This window comes from Mycobacterium sp. NGS56 (assembly GCF_059812425.1).
Map to the genome: position 1 here is coordinate 502,574 of NZ_JCALCQ010000003.1, position 21,186 is coordinate 523,759.

20 protein-coding genes are annotated in these 21,186 nt (G+C 68.2%); 11 read left to right on the plus strand and 9 right to left on the minus strand.

What is annotated here, in order from left to right; genetic code table 11:
• Window positions 1–14: 14 nt before the first annotated feature.
• From qcrC to qcrB, 3 genes are read left to right on the plus strand one after another with little or no spacing between them, the layout of a single operon-like run.
• Entirely contained in the window at window positions 15–872 is an 858-nt protein-coding gene (qcrC, locus tag AC5Y4F_RS12510; protein ID WP_067930626.1) for a cytochrome bc1 complex diheme cytochrome c subunit, read from the plus strand.
• Window positions 869–2,080, plus strand: coding sequence for a cytochrome bc1 complex Rieske iron-sulfur subunit (gene qcrA / locus AC5Y4F_RS12515; protein WP_067930629.1), 1,212 nt, complete (start codon window positions 869–871; stop codon window positions 2,078–2,080). Before qcrC ends, qcrA begins: the two co-directional genes overlap by 4 nt.
• On the plus strand, window positions 2,077–3,774 hold the full coding sequence (gene qcrB / locus AC5Y4F_RS12520; RefSeq protein WP_067930632.1) for a cytochrome bc1 complex cytochrome b subunit: 1,698 nt from the start codon (window positions 2,077–2,079) through the stop codon (window positions 3,772–3,774). Before qcrA ends, qcrB begins: the two co-directional genes overlap by 4 nt.
• Window positions 3,775–3,905: 131 nt before the next feature.
• Here the strand turns inward: qcrB and AC5Y4F_RS12525 are convergent, their stop codons facing one another.
• From AC5Y4F_RS12525 to ctaC, 4 genes are all read right to left on the minus strand, one after another.
• Entirely contained in the window at window positions 3,906–4,553 is a 648-nt protein-coding gene (locus AC5Y4F_RS12525; protein ID WP_499996958.1) for a DUF2561 family protein, read from the minus strand.
• Window positions 4,553–5,503 carry an MmpS family transport accessory protein gene (locus tag AC5Y4F_RS12530; RefSeq protein ID WP_499996960.1) on the minus strand — a complete coding sequence of 317 codons (951 nt, stop codon included), beginning with the start codon at window positions 5,501–5,503 and terminating at the stop codon, window positions 4,553–4,555. The genes AC5Y4F_RS12525 and AC5Y4F_RS12530 overlap by 1 nt, the downstream gene beginning before the upstream one ends.
• A gap of 188 nt (window positions 5,504–5,691) precedes the next feature.
• Window positions 5,692–6,111: a cytochrome c oxidase subunit 4 gene (locus AC5Y4F_RS12535; RefSeq protein ID WP_067933865.1), complete on the minus strand. Its 420-nt coding sequence runs from the start codon at window positions 6,109–6,111 to the stop codon at window positions 5,692–5,694.
• A gap of 13 nt (window positions 6,112–6,124) precedes the next feature.
• Entirely contained in the window at window positions 6,125–7,225 is a 1,101-nt protein-coding gene (ctaC, locus tag AC5Y4F_RS12540; protein ID WP_156750032.1) for an aa3-type cytochrome oxidase subunit II, read from the minus strand.
• A 155-nt stretch (window positions 7,226–7,380) separates the two neighbouring features.
• Here ctaC and asnB point away from each other — a divergent pair, with 155 nt between their 5' ends.
• Window positions 7,381–9,339 (plus strand): asparagine synthase (glutamine-hydrolyzing), encoded by a 1,959-nt coding sequence (gene asnB / locus AC5Y4F_RS12545; protein WP_499996963.1) that lies wholly within the window; start codon window positions 7,381–7,383, stop codon window positions 9,337–9,339.
• A gap of 158 nt (window positions 9,340–9,497) precedes the next feature.
• Here the strand turns inward: asnB and AC5Y4F_RS12550 are convergent, their stop codons facing one another.
• The gene (locus AC5Y4F_RS12550; RefSeq protein ID WP_067933871.1) at window positions 9,498–10,469 is read right to left on the minus strand and encodes a carbohydrate kinase family protein; all 972 of its coding nucleotides are present in this window, start codon (window positions 10,467–10,469) and stop codon (window positions 9,498–9,500) included.
• A 185-nt stretch (window positions 10,470–10,654) separates the two neighbouring features.
• On the opposite strand from AC5Y4F_RS12550, the gene AC5Y4F_RS12555 reads away from it, so the two are divergent.
• Window positions 10,655–11,332, plus strand: coding sequence for an Rv0361 family membrane protein (locus AC5Y4F_RS12555; RefSeq protein WP_067933872.1), 678 nt, complete (start codon window positions 10,655–10,657; stop codon window positions 11,330–11,332).
• Between the two features lie 56 nt (window positions 11,333–11,388).
• Here AC5Y4F_RS12555 and AC5Y4F_RS12560 read toward each other — a convergent pair whose 3' ends face one another.
• Entirely contained in the window at window positions 11,389–11,748 is a 360-nt protein-coding gene (locus tag AC5Y4F_RS12560; RefSeq protein WP_067933874.1) for a HesB/IscA family protein, read from the minus strand.
• Between the two features lie 96 nt (window positions 11,749–11,844).
• Window positions 11,845–12,921, minus strand: coding sequence for a glycerate kinase family protein (locus AC5Y4F_RS12565; RefSeq protein WP_067933893.1), 1,077 nt, complete (start codon window positions 12,919–12,921; stop codon window positions 11,845–11,847).
• 190 nt (window positions 12,922–13,111) lie between these two features.
• On the opposite strand from AC5Y4F_RS12565, the gene AC5Y4F_RS12570 reads away from it, so the two are divergent.
• The 4 genes from AC5Y4F_RS12570 to AC5Y4F_RS12585 are packed head-to-tail and all read left to right on the plus strand — an operon-like array spanning window position 13,112 to window position 16,190.
• Window positions 13,112–13,798, plus strand: coding sequence for a DUF3043 domain-containing protein (locus tag AC5Y4F_RS12570; RefSeq protein ID WP_499996969.1), 687 nt, complete (start codon window positions 13,112–13,114; stop codon window positions 13,796–13,798).
• Window positions 13,799–13,825: 27 nt separating this feature from the next.
• Window positions 13,826–14,362 (plus strand): bifunctional adenosylcobinamide kinase/adenosylcobinamide-phosphate guanylyltransferase, encoded by a 537-nt coding sequence (locus tag AC5Y4F_RS12575; RefSeq protein WP_499996971.1) that lies wholly within the window; start codon window positions 13,826–13,828, stop codon window positions 14,360–14,362.
• Window positions 14,359–15,432 (plus strand): nicotinate-nucleotide--dimethylbenzimidazole phosphoribosyltransferase, encoded by a 1,074-nt coding sequence (gene cobT, locus AC5Y4F_RS12580; RefSeq protein ID WP_499997092.1) that lies wholly within the window; start codon window positions 14,359–14,361, stop codon window positions 15,430–15,432. Before AC5Y4F_RS12575 ends, cobT begins: the two co-directional genes overlap by 4 nt.
• Window positions 15,429–16,190 carry an adenosylcobinamide-GDP ribazoletransferase gene (locus AC5Y4F_RS12585; RefSeq protein WP_499996973.1) on the plus strand — a complete coding sequence of 254 codons (762 nt, stop codon included), beginning with the start codon at window positions 15,429–15,431 and terminating at the stop codon, window positions 16,188–16,190. The genes cobT and AC5Y4F_RS12585 overlap by 4 nt, the downstream gene beginning before the upstream one ends.
• Window positions 16,191–16,199: 9 nt before the next feature.
• Here AC5Y4F_RS12585 and AC5Y4F_RS12590 read toward each other — a convergent pair whose 3' ends face one another.
• Both AC5Y4F_RS12590 and gcvT read right to left on the minus strand, forming a co-directional pair.
• The gene (locus AC5Y4F_RS12590) at window positions 16,200–17,309 is read right to left on the minus strand and encodes a branched-chain amino acid aminotransferase (protein WP_499996974.1); all 1,110 of its coding nucleotides are present in this window, start codon (window positions 17,307–17,309) and stop codon (window positions 16,200–16,202) included.
• A 55-nt stretch (window positions 17,310–17,364) separates the two neighbouring features.
• On the minus strand, window positions 17,365–18,459 hold the full coding sequence (gene gcvT, locus AC5Y4F_RS12595; protein WP_197520544.1) for a glycine cleavage system aminomethyltransferase GcvT: 1,095 nt from the start codon (window positions 18,457–18,459) through the stop codon (window positions 17,365–17,367).
• Window positions 18,460–18,503: 44 nt separating this feature from the next.
• On the opposite strand from gcvT, the gene AC5Y4F_RS12600 reads away from it, so the two are divergent.
• Complete coding sequence (locus AC5Y4F_RS12600; RefSeq protein ID WP_067933884.1) at window positions 18,504–19,607, plus strand: adenylate/guanylate cyclase domain-containing protein; 1,104 nt, start codon at window positions 18,504–18,506, stop codon at window positions 19,605–19,607.
• A gap of 30 nt (window positions 19,608–19,637) precedes the next feature.
• Window positions 19,638–21,185 carry a leucyl aminopeptidase gene (locus AC5Y4F_RS12605; RefSeq protein ID WP_499996976.1) on the plus strand — a complete coding sequence of 516 codons (1,548 nt, stop codon included), beginning with the start codon at window positions 19,638–19,640 and terminating at the stop codon, window positions 21,183–21,185.
• The last annotated feature ends 1 nt before the right edge of the window (window position 21,186 follow it).

Below are 21,186 nucleotides of genomic sequence, written 5' to 3' on the forward strand. Positions count from 1 at the left end.
ACAGGAGTGCTCGGTTGAAGAAACTGGGATCTACCCGATCCGGTGCGGCCAAGTCGTCACAGGGGCAGCGTGATCGTTCGCGACGGCGGCTGCGTCGCCGGCTGTCCGGCGGTCTGCTGCTGCTGATCGCGCTGACCATCGCCGGCGGATTGGCCGCCGTCCTTACCCCGCGCCCGCAGGTGGCCGTCGCCGACGAGTCGAACTCGGCGCTGCTGCGCACCGGCAAGCAGCTCTTCGACACGTCGTGCGTGTCCTGCCACGGCGCCAACCTGCAGGGTGTTCCCGACCGCGGGCCGAGCCTGATCGGCGTCGGCGAGGAAGCCGTGTACTTCCAGGTGTCGACCGGCCGGATGCCGGCGATGACCGGGGAGGCCCAGGCACCGCGCAAAGAACCGATCTTCGACGAAGGCCAGGTCGACGCGCTGGGCGCCTACGTTCAGGCCAACGGCGGCGGGCCCACCACGGTGCGCAACCCGGACGGCAGCCTGGCGATGCGCTCGCTGCGCGGCCAGGACCTGGGCCGAGGCGGCGACCTGTTCCGGCTGAACTGCTCCTCGTGCCACAACTTCACCGGTAAGGGCGGGGCGCTGTCGTCGGGTAAGTACGCGCCGGACCTGGAACCCGCCAACGAGCAGCAAATCCTGGCGGCCATGCGGACCGGCCCGCAGAACATGCCGAAGTTCTCCGACCGTCAGCTGTCCTTCGAGGCCAAGAAGGACATCATCGGCTACATCAAGGCGGTGACCGAGGAGCGCCAGCCGGGTGGCTACGGCCTCGGCGGATTCGGGCCCGCACCGGAGGGTATGGCCGCCTGGATCATCGGAATGGTCGCCGCCATCGGGCTGGCGCTGTGGATTGGGGCACGAGCATGAGTGAGGCGGACGTTCGCGGCTCTGACACCGGCGGGAACCCGCACGGTGCCGGTGAGAGGGAGCCCGACGACGCGGCGCTGGCCGCCATGTCGCAGCGAGAACTGGTGGCGCTGGGCGGCAAGCTCGACGGCGTCGAGACGGTGTTCAAGGAACCCCGTTGGCCGATTGAGGGCACCAAAGCCGAGAAGCGCGCCGAGCGTGGCGTCGCCCGCTGGCTGTTGCTGGGCGGCTTTTTCGGGCTGGCCCTGCTGCTGGTCTTCTTGTTCTGGCCGTGGGAGTACAAGCCGAAGGAGGAGGCCGGAAGCTTCCTCTACGATCTGGCCACCCCGCTGTACGGCCTGACGTTCGGCATGGCGATTCTGTCGATCGGGATCGGCGTCGTTCTCTACCAGAAACGCTTTATCCCCGAAGAGATTTCGATCCAGGAGCGCCACGACGGTGCCTCGCGTGACGTTGACCGCAAGACGGTGGTGGCGAACCTGGCCGACGCCTATGAGGGTTCGACGGTCGGGCGGCGCAAGCTGATCGGCCTGTCGCTGGGGATGGGATTGGGCGCGTTCGGCCTCTCCACCCTGGTCGCGTTTGCTGGTGGGTTGATCAAGAACCCGTGGAAGCCCGTGGTGCAGACCGCCGAGGGCAAGAAGGCCGTGCTGTTCACTTCCGGGTGGACGCCGCGCTACCACGGCGAGACCATCTATCTGGCGCGCGCCACCGGCTCCGCCTCCACGTCGCCGTTCGTCAAGATGCGCCCCGAAGACCTGGACGCAGGCGGCATGGAGACCGTCTTCCCGTGGCGGGAGTCCGACGGGGACGGCACCACCCCAGAATCGCAGGAAAAGCTCCGGGCCATCAACCAGGGTGTGCGAAACCCGGTGATGCTCATCCGAATTCGGCCCACCGACATAGACCGCGTGGTAAAGCGGCAGGGCCAGGAGAGCTTCAACTTCGGCGAATTCTTCGCCTACACCAAGGTCTGCTCGCACCTGGGTTGCCCCGCATCCCTGTACGAGGAGCAGTCCTACCGGATCTTGTGCCCATGCCACCAGTCGCAGTTCGACGCGCTGCACTTCGCCAAGCCGATTTTCGGGCCGGCCGCGCGTGCGTTGGCGCAACTGCCGATCACCATCGACACCAACGGGTATCTGGTCGCCAACGGTGACTTCGTCGAGCCCGTCGGACCGGCATTCTGGGAGAGGACGACAACATGAGTCCGAAATTCAGTCCCCCGAAGATCGGCGATGTCCTGGCCCGCCAAGGCGAGGACATCGACACGCGCTACCACCCGTCGGCGGCGGTTCGCAGACAGCTCAACAAGGTCTTTCCCACCCACTGGTCGTTCCTCTTGGGCGAGATCGCGATGTACAGCTTCATCGTGCTGCTGCTCACCGGTGTGTACCTGACGCTGTTCTTCGATCCGTCCATGGGTGAGATCACCTATAACGGCGCCTACCAGCCGCTGCGCGGCGTGGACATGTCGAAGGCCTTCGCATCGACCCTCGACATCTCCTTCGAGGTACGCGGCGGCCTGTTCGTCCGGCAGGTCCACCACTGGGCCGCGCTGATTTTCGCCGCGTCGATCATGGTGCACCTGGCCCGCATCTTCTTCACCGGTGCCTTCCGGCGGCCCCGCGAGGCCAACTGGGTCATCGGTTCGCTGCTGCTCATCCTGGCCATGTTCGAGGGTTACTTCGGTTACTCGCTGCCCGACGACCTGTTGTCGGGCATCGGGTTACGCGCCGCCCTGTCCTCGATCACGCTGGGTATGCCGGTGATAGGCACCTGGTTGCACTGGGCGCTGTTCGGCGGTGACTTCCCGTGCGGTGGCGTCGGAAACGAATGCGCCACAGCGGGTTACATCATCCCGCGGATGTACGCCTTGCACATCCTGCTGCTGCCCGGAATCATCCTGGCGCTGATCGGGCTGCACCTGGCCATGGTGTGGTTCCAGAAGCACACCCAGTTCCCCGGACCCGGTCGCACCGAGCACAACGTGGTCGGCGTGCGAGTGATGCCGGTGTTCGCCGTGAAATCCGGCGCGTTCTTCGCCACCATCGTCGGCGTGCTGGGCCTGCTGGGTGGCCTGCTGCAAATCAACCCGATCTGGAACCTGGGTCCCTACAAGCCTTCTCACGTCTCGGCCGGTTCGCAGCCGGACTTCTACATGATGTGGACCGAAGGCCTGGCCCGTATCTGGCCGCCATGGGAGTTCTACTTCTGGCACCACACCGTCCCCGCTGCCGTCTGGGTGGCGTTGATCATGGGCCTGATCTTCGTCCTGCTGATCGTCTACCCGTTCCTGGAGAAGCGGTTCAGCGGCGACAACGCGCACCACAATCTGCTGCAGCGGCCGCGCGATGTGCCGGTGCGCACGTCGATCGGCGCCATGGCGATCGCGTTCTACATGTTGCTGACGCTGGCCGCGATGAACGACATCATCGCGTACAAGTTCGACATCTCGCTGAACGCGACGACGTGGATCGGGCGCATCGGCATGGTGATCGTTCCGCCGGTCGTCTACTTCATCACCTACCGGTGGTGCATCGGACTGCAGCGCAGCGACCGCGCGGTGCTCGAGCACGGCATCGAGACCGGCATCATCAAGCGGCTGCCGCACGGCGCCTACATCGAGCTGCACCAGCCGCTCGGCCCGGTCGACGACCACGGGCACCCGCTGCCGCTGGAGTACCAGGGCGCGCCGCTGCCCAAGAAGATGAACAAGCTGGGCTCGGCCGGATCCCCGGGCAGCGGCAGCTTCCTGTTCGCCGACCCGGTGTCCGAGGACGCGGCGTTGCGAGAGGCGGCGCACGGCGCTGAGCAGCGCGCCCTGACCGCACTGCGCGAGCACCAGGACGGCCTCAACGGTTCGTCAAACGGTTCGACAAACGGCGAAGGCGAACACTAACTCGGGCGGCCCGGGGGCGCATTGAAAGCGCCCCGGCCGGGGGACCCAACCGCGAGACATAAACCACGACGACGTTGCCCGGCGGCGGGTCGTCTGCGTGGTTTATGTGTCGGTGGCGGTCCCGCGGAACGTCAACGACGCCGCTCGGCGACAACCTCGCGCAGCTGGCGAATGTGCAGCCACTCCACCGCCGGCATGGCCGCGGTGATGACGCCGGCGAACCCATAACCGACCCACGACGCGCCATCGTGGCCAATCGCCATCAGGTAGGTCGCCGCCGCGCACGCGATCAGGGCCGCGCCCATGGTGCCGGTCAGTATCACGGTGCCGCGCAACCAGACTCGGTCCACCGCATCGCCCGACCAATCGCCCCCCGCGGACGGTGTCGCCGTTTGCACCGTGGCGGTTCCGGTGCGCAGGGCGCCGGTCCCCAGCCGCATCGAAGGCCTCGACGGTGCGCGCGCCGGCGCCGTCATCGCTTGAGCGGCCGGCTCGGACTGCGACATCCGGCGGGCGCGCAACAAGACGGGGATCGCGGCCGCGATGATCAGCGCCGAAACGATGATGACGGCGTACAGCACCCAGGTGGTATGCGGGCTGTGGGCCGCCTTGTGAAAGCCCCTACCCAGGTCCACCAGCGCGACGACGGCCGCCACGCTGACGCCCAGCAACACCAGATAAATGGCGGCACACGCGCCGATCAGGATGCGGTCGACGACCTCGGGCGCGACGGTGTCGTCGTCAACGCCGCCTCGGTAAGCCGAATATCGGTTGACCATCAGCAGCTCGTCTGCGGCGAGTCGTTGCTGTTCGACGAGAGCACTGTTCCATCGCTGGTCGTGATCGAGCAATTGAGCCTACTGACCCGGAACAGGCTGGACGCCTCTACCGAGCCCACGTCGGATTGCGAGATCGGGGTGACCGTCATCGACCACGGGATGTACACGTTGTGCTGCGTGCGCCGCCGGCCGGACGCGTCGACGTAGGTCACCGAAATGATGTCGCCCGGGGCTTTGGTGCCGGTGACCGAGTAGGTGACCTGACGCGGGCCCGCCGGCGTGGTGGGCGGTGGCGCGGCCGCTGTGGACGTCGCCGGCGGTGGCGCCGGAGCGGGTGCGGGTGGGGGCGGCGGTGCCGGAGAAGGCGTCACCGTCACAGTCTGGGTCTCCGTTGCTGGCGGGGGCGGCGGTTCGGTCGTGGGCGGCGGTGGCGGTGGTGGCGGCGGGGGCGGGGGCTTGGTGGTCGTGATCTCGTCCTGCAACGGCGGCGTGGACGGCGCGGTGGTGGTTCCGGGGTTGGCGAGCTTGGTGGTATCCGTGCGCGCGAACAGCAGCGATACCGACACGACGAGCGCGATCGCGGCCACGATGGCGGCGATCCCCACCACCCATGGCCAGCGCGCGGTGCTGCGCGCGGCGTCCGGGTCGGGGGATTCGTCGAAGTCGTCGTAGTCGTACAGGCGCAGATCGGCCGGCACGTAGGGGCCGGTAGTGAAGTGCTCGGACTCCGGTGCCGAGTAGGCCCGCGAGTACACGTCCGTCTCGTCGGTTTGATTCGCAGCGGCGTGTTCGGCGCTGTCCGCAAAGGGTTCCGGCTCGCCCTGGACATCGCGGCCGGCGCCGGGCTGCAGATCGTCGTCGGGCGCGCTGCCGGAATCCGGTTCGTGGCTGATCGGGTCGGCAGCGTCGGGTTTGTCAGGATCCCATGCCGGGGGTCTCGACCCGCTCATCTCTGCCTTTGCCTACCCTGTTCGACTGCCTCACCCGCGCGCAAGACTCCGCGATCACATCTGTTGCGGGCGCGCTGGGAAGCTCCTCGTTTGCCTGGGCAGAACACTACCGAACCCCCAAGGGGCAAAGCCGTCGTGGCGAACTGCCCACCAATCACGTGATCTGATTGTGACCTTTATGCCGCGAATCAGTGCTTCTCGGGACCGAGGTAGTACTCGAAGACCAGCCCGGCCACCGACGTCAGCACGAACATCACGCCGGCGACGATCAGCCACGGCAACCACAGCGCAATGCCCACCGCGACCACCGAAGCCGACAGCGCTACCAGAATCGGCCACCAGCTGTGCGGGCTGAAGAAGCCCAATTCGCCTGCTCCATCGCTGATCTCAGCGCCCTCGTAGTCCTCTGGCCGGGTGTCCAGTCGACGCGCCACGAAGCGGAAGAAGGTCGCCGTGATCAAGGCCAGGCCGCCGGTCAGCACCAGCGCGGTGGTGCCCGCCCACTCCACACCCCCGGTGGCGAAGACTGCGGTCAGCGCCCCGTAGAGCACCGCAACCACAATGAAGAACCCGGCGATGAATTCGAATAGCCTGGCTTCGATATGCATTTGGTGTCCTAACCTACTGGCTTCCCGCCAATTGACCGCGCTTGGTGTCGAACGGATGTGTGGTCACCGCGAGCGGGGGCTGCCCGATCGCCTGCAATGCCTCGGCGTTGCTCTTTCCACCCATCCGCTGCTGCAGGTAGGCCTTGAAGTCGTTGGGCGCGACGACCCGAACCTCAAAGTTCATCATCGAGTGATACGTCCCGCAGAACTCGGCGCAGTGGCCCACGAACGCACCCGGCGTCTGGATCTCCTCGGTCTGGAAGACGTGCACCGAGTTGTTCGCGTCGGCGTTGGGGATCACGTCGCGCTTGAACAAGAACTCGGGCACCCAGAACGTGTGAACCACGTCCGCGGACGCGAGATCGAATTCGATGCGCTTGCCGGTGGGCAGCACCAGCACGGGGATCTCCTGGCTGGATCCCAGCGTCTCGACCTTGTCGAAATTCAGGTACTGGCGGTCCGAGGTGTTGAACCCGCGGACGGCACCGACGCGCTCCTCACCGTGTGCGTCCTTGCCCTCCGGCTTGGACAGCATGGCCTTCTTGCGGGCCGGGTCCGTGCCGTCGTAGGTCAGCGTGCCGTCTTTGAAGGCCACGCGCTGGTAGCCGAACTTCCAGTTCCACTGGAAGGCCGTGACGTCGATCACTACCTCGGGATCCTTGGCCAGGTGCAGCATCTTCTCCTGCACCACCACGGTGAAGTAGAACAGCACCGAGATGATGAGGAACGGCGTCACCGTCAGCGCCAGCTCGAGCGGCATGTTGTAGCCGAACTGGCGGGGCAGCTCGGTGTCGGTGGCCTTCTTGCGGTGGAAGGCCGACGCCCAGAAGATCAGCCCGAACACGATGCCGCCGACGACGAGCGAGGCGATCACCGCGCCGATCCACAGTTCGCGGTTGAGGTGCGCCTCCGGCGTGATGCCCCGCGGCCAGCCCAGGGCCAGCGCGTCCGCCCAGCTACTGCATCCGCTCAGGAACAACGCCAGCACGCCCAGCATGCACGTCAGCGCGAAGGGCCGAAGACGACGGGATACACCCTGCGCCGCGCCCCCGGAATGGCGCCGAAAGCTGCCCTGCGACAAACGTTGCGAACGGTCCTGCTCGCGAGGGGTCACGTTAGCGCCTCCTGCTCGGATATCGAATACTACGCAGCGTAGACCACGCACCTGAGACGGGCGACGAAACCCCGTTCGCCGGTCTGCTACACCTTTCACGACGTGCCGGGTGCGACGTCCACGGACGTGGGTCGAGTGCGGCATACTGGGGCGCCGTGTGTGGTCTGCTGGCGTTCGTTGCCGCCCCGGACGGCCCGGATGATGAAGCGGCCGCCGCCCGAGCCGATGAGGCCGTCGCGCGCGCTTCGCATTCGATGCGCCACCGCGGGCCCGACGAGCCCGGCACGTGGGTGGACCCGGACACCGACGGCTCCGCCGTCTTCGGCTTCAACCGGCTGTCCATCATCGACATCGCGCATTCGCATCAGCCACTGCGCTGGGGACCGCCCGAGGCACCCGGCCGCTACGTGCTGGTTTTCAACGGCGAAATCTACAACTACCTCGAGCTGCGCGACGAACTGGCCACCCGGCACGGCGCCGTCTTCGCCACCGACGGCGACGGCGAGACCATCGTCGCCGGCTACCACTGCTGGGGCACCGACGTCTTGACGCGACTGCGCGGGATGTTCGCGTTCGCGCTGTGGGATACAGAGACGCGTGAATTGTTCTGCGCCCGAGACCCTTTCGGCATCAAGCCACTTTTCATGGCGACCGGCACCGGCGGCACGGCGGTGGCCAGCGAAAAAAAGTGCCTGCTGGACCTGGCGCAACTGGTCGGCTTCGACACCGGGATCGACGAGCGGGCGGTGCAGCACTACACGGTGCTGCAGTACGTGCCCGAGCCGGAGACTCTGCACCGAGGGGTGCGCCGGCTCGAATCGGGCTGCTACGCCCGGATCCGTCCGGACCGCCTGCAACCGGAGATCACCCGGTATTTCGCGCCGGGCTTTGCCGCGGTGCCGATGACCCGCGATACCGAACAGGCCCGGTACGACGAGATCACCGCGGTGCTCGAGGACTCGGTGGCCAAACACATGCGCGCCGACGTCACCGTCGGGGCGTTCCTGTCCGGGGGAATCGATTCCACCGCCATCGCAGCGCTGGCCATCCGGCACAATCCCCGGCTGATCACGTTCACCACCGGTTTCGAGCGGGAGGGCTTCTCGGAGATCGACGTCGCGGTGGCCTCGGCCGAGGCGATCGGCGCCCGCCACATCGCCAAGGTGGTCACGCCCGACGAGTTCGTCGCCGCGCTGCCCGAGATCGTCTGGTACCTCGACGAGCCGGTCGCCGACCCCGCGCTGGTGCCGCTGTTCTTCGTCGCCCGGGAGGCCCGCAAGCACGTCAAGGTGGTGCTGTCCGGCGAAGGCGCCGACGAATTGTTCGGCGGCTACACGATTTACCGCGAGCCGCTGTCGCTGAAGCCCTTCAAATACCTGCCGCGGCCGCTGCGGCGGTCGATGGGCAAGGTGTCCAAACCCCTGCCCGAGGGAATGCGCGGCAAGAGCCTGCTGCATCGCGGCTCACTGACGCTCGAGGAGCGCTACTACGGCAACGCCCGCAGCTTCTCCGACGCGCAGCTGCGCGACGTGCTGCCGGGCTTCCGCGAGGAGTGGACCCACACCGACGTCACCGCGCCGGTGTACGCCGAATCGACGGGCTGGGATCCGGTGGCACGCATGCAGCACATCGACCTGTTCACCTGGCTGCGCGGCGACATCTTGGTCAAGGCCGACAAAATGACCATGGCCAACTCGCTGGAGCTTCGGGTGCCGTTCCTGGATCCCGAGGTGTTCGCCGTCGCGTCGAGGTTGCCGGTCGAGGCCAAGATCACCCGCTCGACGACGAAGTATGCGCTGCGGCGCGCATTAGAGCCGATCGTTCCGGCGCACGTGCTGCACCGGCCCAAGCTGGGGTTCCCGGTTCCGATCCGGCACTGGCTGCGCGCGGGCGAGCTGCTGGAGTGGGCCTACGCGATGGTCGACTCGTCGCAGGCCGATCGCCTGGTCGACCTCGCCGCCGTTCGCAGGATGCTCGACGAGCACCGCAACGGCGTCAGCGATCACAGCCGCCGGCTGTGGACCCTGTTGATATTCATGCTCTGGCACGCGATCTTCGTCGAGCACAGCGTGGTGCCGCAGATCAGCGAGCCGCATTATCCCGTGCAGCTGTGAGTGTGAGCCTTGGGCTTTGAGTGTGAACCCAGGGCTTTCAGTGTGAGCCTTGGGCGCAGGCCTTCGGCGTGTCGCCGCCGCCAGCTCACAGGCAAAGCCGTGGCTTCACGGGCAAAGCCCAGGGCTCACAGGCAAAGCCGTGGCTTCACAGCCAGGCTTCAGGCGAGGACCGCGGCGATATCGGCGGCCGCCTCGTCGCCGTAGGCGTCGGCCAGCCGGGTCTTGGCGACGGCGAGGTCCCACGTCCACTCCTGGGTTCCGGTGGACTCCAGCACCAGGACGGCGACCAGCGAGCCGAGCTGGGCGGACCGCTCGAGGCTGAGCCCGGCGATGCGACCGGTGAGGAAACCGGCCCGGAACGCGTCGCCGACGCCGGTGGGGTCGGTCTGGCTGGTTTCGGGCACCACGCCGACGTGGGTTGTGGTTCCGTCCCGCTCGACGATGTCGACGCCCTTGGCGCCCAGGGTGGTCACCCGCAGGTCGACCTTCTCCTGCACGTCGGCCTCGGACCAACCGGTCTTGGAAAGCAGCAGTTCCCACTCGTAGTCGTTGGTGAACAGATAGGCCGCCCCATCGACGAGCTTGTCGATCTCCGCGCCGGACAGGCGCGGCAGCTGCTGGGACGGGTCGGCGGCGAACGGTAGGCCGAGCGTCCGGCACTCCTCGGTGTGCACCACCATCGCGTCCGGGTCGTTGGCCCCCACGATCACCAGGTCGGGCTTGCCCCCGGAAGCGACGTCGGCGAGCTTGATGTTGCGGGCCTCCGACATGGCACCGGGATAGAAGGATGCGATCTGGGCCATGTCCAGGTCGGTGGTGCAGACGAAACGCGCGGTTTTCGCGGTCTGCGAGATCAGCACGTGGTCGCAGTTGACGCCGTGCGACTGTAGCCATTCGCGGTAGTCGCCGAAGTCGTCGCCGGCCGCACCCACCAGCGTTACGTCGCCGCCCAGCACGCCGATGGCGAAGGCGATGTTGCCCGCCACGCCGCCGCGGTGAATCACCAGGTCGTCAACCAGAAAACTCAGGGACACCTTCTGCAGGTGGTCGGCCAGCAGGTGCTCGGAAAACCGGCCGGGGAACCGCATCAGGTTGTCGGTCGCAATCGAACCTGTCACCGCGATCGTCACGAATACTCCATCCTTCGTTAGTAAGGTTATCTAGCTTACTCACGGGTCTCGACCGTCGCTGTGTGCACTCCTCGGCTTGAGGCCGTGCGCTAGCCTCCCTAGGGAACTCAACTCAAGTCGCCGGGATCACATTGCTCGGGCCGCAACCCCGCTCGCAGTCCCGTCTACCACCGAGGAGAACCACGATGGCAGGTCCGCACTCGCCGAACCACACCGTCGGCGGCGAAGGACCAACTCCCCCAAGCGAATCCCAGCCACTCGAATATCCCGATGACCCGAGTGCCGGTGGCCCGGGCTTCACCTCAGTTCCGCAGGCAGGACCTGCTTCCGCCAATTATGCCGGGCAGCCTCCCGCGGGCGTCCCCTACCCGCCGCAGCGGTCCAAGCGGCGGCTCATCGTCGGCATCGTGCTGGCCATCGCGCTCGTCGCGGTGCTGACGGTGGCCATCGTGTACGGGGTCCGCACCAACGGGGCCAACACCGGCACCACATTTTCCGAGGGCGCGGCGAAGACGGCCATCCAGGGCTATCTGGACGCGCTCGAGCACCGCGACATCGACGAGATCGCCCGCAACGCGCTGTGTGGCCTGTACGACGGCGTCCAGGACAAACGATCCGACCAGGCGCTGGCAAAGCTCAGCAGCGACGCCTTCCGCAAGCAGTTCTCCGAGGTCGAGCTGACCTCGATCGACAAGATCGTCTACCTGTCGCAGTACCAGGCCCAGGCGCTGTTCACCATGCGGGTGTCGCCGGTGAGCGGCGGCCCGATGCACGGCCAGGTGCAGGGCATCGCGCAGCTGCTCTTCCAGCGCGGACAGATCATGGTCTGCTCGTACGTGCTGCGCACCGGCGGCTCGTACTAGACATAGGCCGCCAGCCGGACTGCGCGCCCCAGTGGCGGATCTGCGGGTTTAACCGATCAGTTGAACGAGTCGCCGCAGGCGCACGACCCGGTGGCGTTGGGGTTGTCGATGGTGAAGCCCTGCTTCTCGATGGTGTCGACGAAATCGATGGACGCACCCTCGACGTAGGGCGCACTCATCCGGTCCACCGTCAGCTTCACACCGCCGAACTCCGCGGTCAGGTCGCCGTCCAGCGTCCGGTCGTCGAAGAAGAGGTTGTAGCGCAGGCCGGCGCATCCACCGGGCTGCACCGCGATGCGCAGCGCCAGGTCATCGCGGCCCTCCTGGTCCAGCAGGGACTTTGCCTTGGTGGCGGCGGCCTCGGTCAGGATCACGCCGTGAGTCGTCGTGGCGTTCGACTCGTTTTGCACCGTCATTGCTTCTCCTACATCCCTCATCGTTGGGTGGGGTCGTTCACGCCCGAAATCGCCGGCTTACGCCGGGCGATCCGGACCGCCCGAAAGTCCACTCCATCAACGGTACCTTGCAGGACCGGTATTCCCGAGTCGCGCCGCAACTACGGATGCCAACCCCATCAGTTGGTTCGCCGCGTCGGCCTGCGCCAATCGCACCGATCCGGCGTGCTCGGCGATGGATAACGCCGCCATGATTCCCGCCGAGCGCACTGTCGCGTTGTCGAGATCGACCTGACCGGCCAGCACGACCACCGGAATCCCCCGCGGCCGGGCCGCCTTGGCGAGAAATCCGACCACCTTCCCGTGCAGGGACTGCTCGTCGAACCGGCCCTCACCAGTGACGATCATCTCGGCGGTGTCCAGGTCGTCGGACAACCGGGTGTGCTCGGCGATGATGGCCGCACCGGACTCACAGCGTCCGCTGAGCGCCAGCAGCCCGGCGCCGATGCCGCCGGCGGCCGCGGCGCCCGGCTCGGCGCTCACGTCCCGTCCGGCCACCGCCTCCAGGATCAGCGCCCAGGCCTGCAGGCGAACTTCCAGCGCGGCGACGGTGGCCGTGTCGGCGCCCTTCTGCGGTCCGAACACCCGGGCCGCCCCCCACGGTCCCAGCAGCGGGTATTCGGTGTCGGAGGCGGCGATCAGCTCCACGTTGCCCAGTTTCCGGCGGGCGGTGTCCAGGCCACCGAGTTCGGCGATCATGCCCTGCCCGCCGTCGGTGCAGGCACTGCCGCCCAACCCGACCACGATGCGGGTCGCACCCACCCGTAGCGCCTCGGCGATCAGCTGCCCCACTCCTTTGCTGTGCGCCGCCATTGCGGTCTCCGGAGTGGGTGCTCCACCGATCAGCGCCAAACCGCACGCTTGCGCGCACTCCAGGTAGGCGGTGGTCGAGCCGCGATCGAACACCCACTCGGCTTCGACCGTGGTTTTCAGCGGTCCGGACACCCGCAGGCGCCGCGTCTCCCCCAGCCGGCTGGCCAGCACCTCGACGAAGCCGGGACCGCCGTCGGACTGCGGGGCGACGATGAACCGGTCGCCGGGACGCGAGCGCGTCCAGCCGGTAGCGATGGCGGCGGAGGCTTCGAGGGCCGACATGCTGTCGGCGTAGCAGTCCGGGGCCACCAGAACCTGCATGGCGGGCAATTGAAGACGGCCGGGGGCCAGGCCGGGACCATCATCCTCAGAGTCCACTGCCCCGTCGTCCATCAATTGCAGCCGTTCATCTCGTGTAAGAGTAGGGCCAAGTGAGGCACTAAGCAGGCCTAATAGGAAGGCATTCCAGGCGAATTCCGGCGCGAGCCATCCGCGAAGTAACCTGACCACTGTGAAGCTGTTGGGCCGCAAGAAAGGCCAGGACACCGACCTCGACGAGACCGCCTCGGCCGCCTCGGAAGTTGCCGGCGCCGCGGGCGCCACCACCCGCGAGGCGCAGCGGACCGGCCCCAAGGGACGGCCCACCCCCAAGCGCAACGAGGCCCGCCGCAGCGCCAGGAAGGGACCGACCGCGCCCGCGCCCATGACGGCCGCCGAGGCGCGGGCCCGGCGCAAATCACTGGCCGGTCCCAAGCTGAGCCGCGAGGAGCGCCGGGCGGACAAGGCCGCCAGCCGCGCCCGCATGTCTGATCGACGGCAGCGGATGATGGCCGGCGAAGAGGGCTATCTGTTGCCGCGGGACCAGGGACCCGTCCGCCGCTACGTTCGCGACGTGGTGGACTCCCGGCGCAATCTGCTGGGCCTGTTCATGCCGTCGACCCTGTTCCTGATGTTCATCATGTTCGGCGTGCCGCAGCTGCAGCTGTGGATGTCGCCGGCCATGCTGGCGCTGATGGCCGTGATGAGCGTCGACGGCCTGATCCTGGGCCGCAAGGTCAGCAGGCTGGTCGACGTGAAATTCCCGAACAACACCGAAAGTCGTTGGAAGCTAGGCCTATACGCCGCAGGCCGGGCGTCTCAGATGCGCCGGATGCGAACGCCGCGGCCCCAGGTCAAGCACGGCAGCAGTGTCGATTAGAGCTCGCCGGAAGGCGGGCTGACACCGGTGCGCACTCTGGTGCTCGGCGGGATCAGGTCAGGCAAATCGCAGTGGGCGGAGAAAGCCATCGCCGACGGGTTGCCCGCCGGGCAGGCGGTTCACTACCTGGCGCCCGGGTCCGTCGGCCACGACGATGCGGCCTGGGCGCATCGGATCGCCCAGCATCGCAGCCGCCGGCCCGCGCACTGGTCGACGATCGAAACCGACGACATCGCAACGCAATTGCGTCGATCGCCGCAGACCCCCACACTGGTCGACGATCTGGGCATCTGGCTGACCGGCGTGCTGGACCGCACCGAGGCATGGGATGGTGGCTCGGTGGCCGTCCCCGTCGATGACGTGCTGGCCGCGGTCGGCGACTTCGCCTCCCCGCTGGTGCTGGTCAGCCCGGAGGTGGGGCTGACCATCGTGCCCGCCACCGCCTCCGGACGCCGGTTCGCCGACGAACTGGGCAGCCTCAACCAGCGCCTCGCACGGCTGTGCGACCGGGTGGTGCTGGTGGTCGCCGGGCAGCCGGTACCGATCAAACCGCCGGGTGCCTGATGGAATTCGCCGCCGTCTCGCCGCCCGATGCGGGGGCCGCCGCCGCCGCCCGTGCCCGCCAGGACACCCTGACCAAGCCCAAGGGCGCCCTGGGCCGCCTCGAGGATTTGTCGGCATGGGTCGCGTCTTGTCAAGGACAGTGCCCGCCAAGACAATTCGAGCGCGCCCGGGTGGTGGTGTTCGCCGGTGACCACGGCGTCGCCCGCGCAGGGGTGTCGGCGTACCCCCCGCAGGTGACCGCGCAGATGGTCGCCAACTTCGATGCCGGGGGGGCAGCAATCAACGCCCTGGCCGGCATCGCGGGCGCGACGGTGCGGGTCGCGGATCTCGCGGTCGATGCGGACGCGTTGACCGACCGGATCGGCTCCCACAAGGTGCGCCGCGCCAGTGGCGACATCCGAGTTGAGGACGCGTTGAGCGACGACGAGACCACGCGGGCTCTCGAGGCCGGCGCCGCCATCGCCGACGAGGAGGTCGATGCCGGGGCCGACCTGCTGATCGTCGGTGACATGGGGATCGGAAACACCACGGCCGCAGCGGTATTGGTGGCGGCGTTGACGAACGCCGAGCCGGTCGTCGTGGTGGGATTCGGCACCGGGATCGATGACGCCGGGTGGGCTCGCAAGACGGCCGCGGTGCGCGATGCCCTGTTCCGGGCGCGGCAGGTGCTACCGGATCCGGTCGCGCTGCTGCGCCGCGCCGGGGGCGCCGACCTGGCGGCGATGGCCGGCTTTTGCGCTCAGGCCGCGGTCCGGCGCACACCACTGCTGCTCGACGGCATGGCGGTGACGGCGGCAGCACTGGTCGCCGAGCACCTGGTGCCGGGCGCCCGACTGTGGTGGCAAGCCGGTCACCGGTCCACCGAGCCCGCCCACACGCTGGCGCTGACGGCGCTGGATTTGGAGCCGATTCTCGACCTGCGGATGCGACTGGGTGAGGGCACCGGCGCTGCCCTCGCGCTGCCGGTGTTGCGCGCCGCGGTGGCCGCCCTGTCGTCGATGGCGACCTTCACCCAAGCCGGTGTGTCCAACCGCGGCGACGGCCCAGCTCAGCCCGCTCCCCCGTCGTGATCCGTTCTCTGGCAACCGCTTTCGCGTTCGGGACGGTGCTGCCCGTCCCGCACGGCGACGCGCCGATGGGCCGCGGCGCCATGACCGCGCTGCCGGCGGTTGGCGCCGCCTTGGGGGCGTTGGCCGCGGCCGTGACCTGGGGTGGGATTCAGGTGTTCGGGGCGTCCGGCCCGCTGCCCGGTCTGCTCGCGGTCACGGTGCTGCTGCTGGTGACCCGCGGCTTGCATCTCGACGGTGTCGCCGATACCGCCGACGGCCTGGGCTGCTATGGGCCGCCGCAGCGCGCCCTGGCGGTGATGCGCGCAGGATCGACCGGGCCGTTCGGCGTCGCCGCCGTAGTCGTGGTGATCATGTTCCAGGCATTGGCGTTTTCGGCGCTGGGGGCCCCTGGCCGGGTCGTCCCCGGCGTGGCCGCGGTGGGCGTGGCGGTTTTCGCAGGCCGAGTGGCCGCGGTGCTGGCCGGCCATCGGGCGGTGCCGGCGGCCGACGGCAGCGCCCTGGGCGCGCGGGTCGCCGGAAGCCAGCCGACCCCGGTGGTGGCGGCCTGGGTCGCGGTGCTGCTGGCGGTTTCGCTGGTGGCCGGGCCGCGGCCGTGGCAGGGACCGGTGGCGGTGCTGGTGGCCCTGGGCTGTGGCGCGATCCTGGTGCGGCACTGCGTTCGCCGGTTCGGCGGCATCACCGGTGACGTACTGGGCGCCGCGATCGAACTGACCGCGACGGTGGCCGCGGTGCTGCTCGCCGGGCTGGTGCGGTTTTAGCTCACCGCGTCAGCCCAGCCTCGCCATCCAACCGTGGGTGTCGGCGAAGGTGCCGCGCTGAATCCCGGTCAGGGTGTCGCGCAGCGCCATCGTCACCTCACCGGGCTGGCCGTCGGCGACGGTGAACTCGGCGTCGCCGTACTTCACGTGCGACACGGGGGTGATGACGGCGGCGGTACCGCAGGCGAACACCTCGGTGATCTCGCCGGCCGCGGCCTTCTTCTGCCATTCGTGGATATCGATCCGGCGTTCCTCGATGGCGAATCCGGCGTCAATGGCCAGCTGCAGCAACGAGTTTCGGGTGATGCCGGGCAGCAGTGAGCCGGACAGCTCCGGGGTGACCAGTCGCGCCGACCCGCCGCTGCCGAACACGAAGAAGATGTTCATCCCGCCCATCTCTTCGACGAAACGCCGCTCGACGGCGTCGAGCCACACCACCTGATCGCAGCCATTGGCCGCGGCTTCGGCCTGAGCCGACAAGGAGGCCGCGTAGTTGCCGCCGAACTTGGCCGCGCCGGTCCCGCCGGGGCTGGCCCGCACGTACTCCGTCGACACCCATACGGTCACCGGGCTGATGCCACCCTTGAAATAGGCGCCGGCCGGCGAGGCGATCAGCAGATAGCGGTATTGCTTGGACGGCCGCACCCCCAGACCGGGCTCGGTGGCGATGACGAACGGGCGCAGGTACAGCGCCTCCTCGCCGCCGGCGGCCGGAACCCATGCGTTGTCGACGGCGATGAGCTGGCGCAGCGATTCCATGAACAGCTCTTCGGGCAGCTCCGGGATCGCCAGCCGCTGCGCCGAGGACCGCAGCCGGGCGGCATTGGCCTCGGCGCGAAACGACACGATCGAGCCGTCGGCCCAGCGGTACGCCTTGAGTCCCTCGAAGATCTCCTGCGCGTAGTGCAGCACTATCGCCGACGGGTCCAGCTCGATCGGGCCGTAGGGGATGACGCGCGCGTTGTGCCAACCCCCGCCGGTCTCGTCGTAGTCGATCGACACCATGTGATCGGTGAAGTACTTGCCGAAACCGGGCTCGGCCAGGATGGTTTCGCGTTCAGCATCGGTTGCCGGATTTGCCGAGCGCGAAACCGTGAACTCGAGGGAGCCACTGGTCATTGGCTGATTGTATATCCGTCTACCGAATCGGATTTCGCCCGCGCAAGCGGCGCGGCTAGCGGGTTTTCACCGCGACGAAGGGCGGACGCACGACTTCACATGCGGCGCGACGGCCGCGAACGTCGACGGTGATCTCCTGACCGTCCTCGATCCCGGCATCGGTGTCGATGAGCGCCAGTGCGATCCCGGCCTGCAGCGTCGGGGAGAACGTGCCCGAGGTGGTGACACCCACCGGGGTGTCACCGGCGAGCACCGTCAGCCCGGGGCGCAGCACGCCGCGGCCCACCATCCGCAGCCCGCGCAGCAGCCGCGCGGGACCCGCCTGCTTCTCGGCCAACAGGGCGTCCCGGCCGAAGAACGCTTCCTTCTTCCAGCCGATCGCCCAGCCGCAGCGCGCCTGCAGCGGGGAAATGTCGAGGGCAAGTTCATGGCCGTGCAGCGGATAACCCATCTCGGTGCGCAGGGTATCCCGCGCACCCAGGCCGGCCGGTTCGCCGCCGGCCGCGCTGACCGCCGCGGCCAGGGCGTCGAACACCACACCGGCGGAGTCCCACGGCGGCAGCAGCTCGTAGCCATGCTCGCCGGTGTAGCCGGTGCGGCAGACCCGCACCGGCACGCCGGAGAACGACGTGTCGGCATACGCCATGTAATCCATGTCGTTGGGCAGGCCCAGTTCGCCGAGCACGTCGGCCGATCGCGGTCCCTGCACGGCCAGCACGGCATACGCGCGGTGCCGGTTGGTAACGGTCAGCCCGCTCGGGGCGGCGGCCTGCAGCGCGGCGACCACGGCGGCGGTGTTGGCGGCGTTGGGCACCAGGAAGATCTCGTCGTCGTCGACGTAGTAGGCGATCAGGTCGTCGACGACGCCGCCGGATTCGTTGCAGCACAACGTGTATTGCGCCTTACCCGGCCCGATGCGATTCAGGTCGTTGGTGAGCGCGGAGTTGACGAACCGCGCCGCCCCAGGGCCGCGGACCAATGCCTTGCCCAGGTGGCTGACGTCAAAGAGGCCGACCGCGTTGCGCGTCGCGTTGTGCTCACTGACGGTGCCGGCGTACGACACCGGCATCAGCCAGCCGCCGAACTCGGCGAAGCTCGCGCCCATATCGCGATGACGGTCTTCCAGCGGTCCGTGCTCCAGCTCGCTCACGGCGTCCCACCCTAATCCGCTCCGGTGCTGGCACACTTGGGCAGGTGTCCGAGTCGTATGACTTCGATGAGCTCGAGGCCGCCGGGATCGCCAACCCGCGGGAACGGGCCGACCTGATCAAGTACTTGGACGATCTTGGCTTCACGATCGACGAGATGGTCGAAGCCGAACGGCGCGGCCGCCTGTTCGGGCTGGCCGGTGACGTCCTGGCCTGGTCGGGTCGCCCGATCTATACCGTGCAAGCCGCGGCCGAGCAACTCGGCATATCGGCCGAAGAGGTGGCGCACGCGTGGGCTTTGCTCGGCTTGACCGTCGCCGGGCCCGACGTTGCGGTGCTGAGCCAGGCCGACGTCGACGCGTTGTCGACCTGGGTCGCGCTCAAGGTGGTGGTGGGTGAGGACGGCGCACACGGCATGCTGCGGGTCCTCGGCGCCGCGATGGCCCGGCTCGCGGAGGCCGAGTCGACGGCCATCCGCGCCGGGACGCCGGACATCCAGATGACCCATACTCACGACGAGCTCGCCACGGCGCAGGCGTACCGAGCGGTCGCGGAGTTCGTCCCCCGGATCGGTCCACTGATCGACGTCGTGCACCGCCACCACCTGACCGGCGCGCGCACCCACTTCGAGGGCGTCCTTCGCGACACCTCGGCAAGCGTGGTGTGCGGGATCGGTTTTGCCGATCTGTCCGGTTTCACCGTGCTCACCAACGCGCTTACCCCCGCGCAGTTGTCGGACCTGCTCAACGAGTTCGCCGGAACGGTCTCTGACGTGGTCCTCCGCGATGGCGGCCGGGTGGTGAAGTTCATCGGCGACGAGGTGATGTGGGTGAGCGCGTCGGCCGAGCAACTCGTCAGGGCGGCGGTCGATCTCGTCGACCACCCGCGGGCGCGCGAGGAGGGTCTGCAGGTACGTGCCGGCCTCGCCTACGGCAGCGTCTTGGCGATCAACGGCGACTACTTCGGCGGTCCGGTCAACCTGGCGGCGCGACTCGTGGCGGCGGCGGCTCCGAGACAGATACTTGCCGACTCGGCGGTGCACGACGAGTTGCCGGACCGGCCGGCGGTCGCCCATGGCCCGTTGATGCTCAAGGGATTTGACGACCCGGTACCGGCGTTCGACCTGAGCGCCAGGACACCACCGAGCTAGACCGATCCGCGATGACTAGGGTGATTACGCGTGAGTACCGAACCGGGATACCAGGCCCCTGCCGTCACCGTCGCCTCGTCGCTGCCACGGCGCGCCGCGACATCCACCGTGTTGATCGTGCCCGTCATCTCAACCGGCGAGGACGACAAGCCGGGCGCGGCCGTTGTGGCGGCCGAGCCGTTCCTGTCGTCCGGGGCGGTCGCAGAGATCGATTCGGGCCTGCGGGCGCTGGAGGCCACCGGGAGCGCCGAACAGGTGCACCGGCTGGTGGCACCGTCGCTGCCGGTGTCCAGCGTGCTGACCATCGGCCTGGGCAAAGGCCGGTCCGAGTGGCCGGCCGACACCGTCCGGCGCGCCGCCGGCGTGGCCGCGCGGTCGCTCGGCAAGACCGAATCGGTGATCACCACGCTGGCCGGACTGCCCGGTGCAGGCGTCGCCTCGGCCGCTGTCGAGGGCCTGATCCTGGGCAGCTACCGGTTCACCGAATTTCGCAGCGACAAGACGGCCCCCAAAGACCCGGGGCTGCGCAAAATCACGGTGCTGGCCACCGCGAGGGACGCCAAGAACGACGCCGCGCACGCCGCCGCCGTATCGGCGGCCGTCGCCACGGCGCGCGACTTCGTCAACACCCCGCCCAGTCATCTGTTCCCTGCCGAATTCGCCAGGCGCGCAAAAGCTTTGGGTGAGTCCGTCGGCCTCGAGGTGGAGGTGTTGGACGACAAGGCGCTGCAGAAGGGCGGTTACGGCGGAATCATCGGCGTCGGGCAGGGCTCGTCGCGTCCGCCCAGGCTGGTGCGCCTGACCCACCGCGGCTCGAAGCTGGCCAAGAAACCGAAGCAAGCGAAGAAGGTGGCGCTGGTCGGCAAGGGCGTCACGTTCGACACGGGCGGCATTTCGATCAAGCCGGCGGCGGGGATGCACCACATGACTTCGGACATGGGTGGTGCCGCTGCCGTGATCGCGACCGTCGCACTGGCTGCGCAGCGCAAACTTCCGATCGACGTGATCGCCACCGTGCCGATGGCCGAGAACATGCCGTCGGCCACGGCGCAGCGCCCCGGCGACGTGCTCACACAGTACGGCGGGATCACGGTGGAGGTGCAGAACACCGACGCGGAGGGCAGGCTCATCCTGGCCGATGCCATCGTGCGGGCGTGCGAGGACAACCCCGACTACCTGATCGAGACGTCCACGCTGACCGGCGCGCAGACGGTGGCGCTGGGCGCCCGGATCCCCGGGGTGATGGGCAGCGACGAGTTTCGCGACCGCGTCGCGTCGATCTCGCAGCGGGTCGGCGAAAACGGCTGGCCGATGCCGCTGCCCGACGAACTCAAGGAAGACCTCAAGTCCACGGTGGCCGACCTGTCGAACATCAGTGGCCAGCGCTTCGCCGGCATGCTGGTGGCGGGGGTGTTTTTGCGTGAATTCGTCGCCGAGGGCGTGAGTTGGGCGCACATCGACGTGGCCGGACCGGCCTACAACACCGGCAGCCCGTGGGGCTACTCGCCCAAGGGCTCCACCGGCGTGCCGACACGGACCATGTTCGCGGTGCTCGAGGACATCGCCGACAAGGGCTAGT

What these genes read in the sequence shown, in the direction of transcription:
- AC5Y4F_RS12590 (WP_499996974.1), bottom strand. Translation starts at nt 17,309, where the DNA reads ATGACCAGTGGCTCCCTCGAGTTCACGGTTTCGCGCTCGGCAAATCCG.
- AC5Y4F_RS12535 (WP_067933865.1), bottom strand. Translation starts at nt 6,111, where the DNA reads ATGCATATCGAAGCCAGGCTATTCGAATTCATCGCCGGGTTCTTCATT.
- AC5Y4F_RS12565 (WP_067933893.1), bottom strand. Translation starts at nt 12,921, where the DNA reads ATGCAGGTTCTGGTGGCCCCGGACTGCTACGCCGACAGCATGTCGGCC.
- AC5Y4F_RS12560 (WP_067933874.1), bottom strand. Translation starts at nt 11,748, where the DNA reads ATGACGGTGCAAAACGAGTCGAACGCCACGACGACTCACGGCGTGATC.
- qcrB (WP_067930632.1), top strand. Translation starts at nt 2,077, where the DNA reads ATGAGTCCGAAATTCAGTCCCCCGAAGATCGGCGATGTCCTGGCCCGC.
- AC5Y4F_RS12530 (WP_499996960.1), bottom strand. Translation starts at nt 5,503, where the DNA reads ATGAGCGGGTCGAGACCCCCGGCATGGGATCCTGACAAACCCGACGCT.
- AC5Y4F_RS12555 (WP_067933872.1), top strand. Translation starts at nt 10,655, where the DNA reads ATGGCAGGTCCGCACTCGCCGAACCACACCGTCGGCGGCGAAGGACCA.
- AC5Y4F_RS12525 (WP_499996958.1), bottom strand. Translation starts at nt 4,553, where the DNA reads ATGGTCAACCGATATTCGGCTTACCGAGGCGGCGTTGACGACGACACC.
- qcrA (WP_067930629.1), top strand. Translation starts at nt 869, where the DNA reads ATGAGTGAGGCGGACGTTCGCGGCTCTGACACCGGCGGGAACCCGCAC.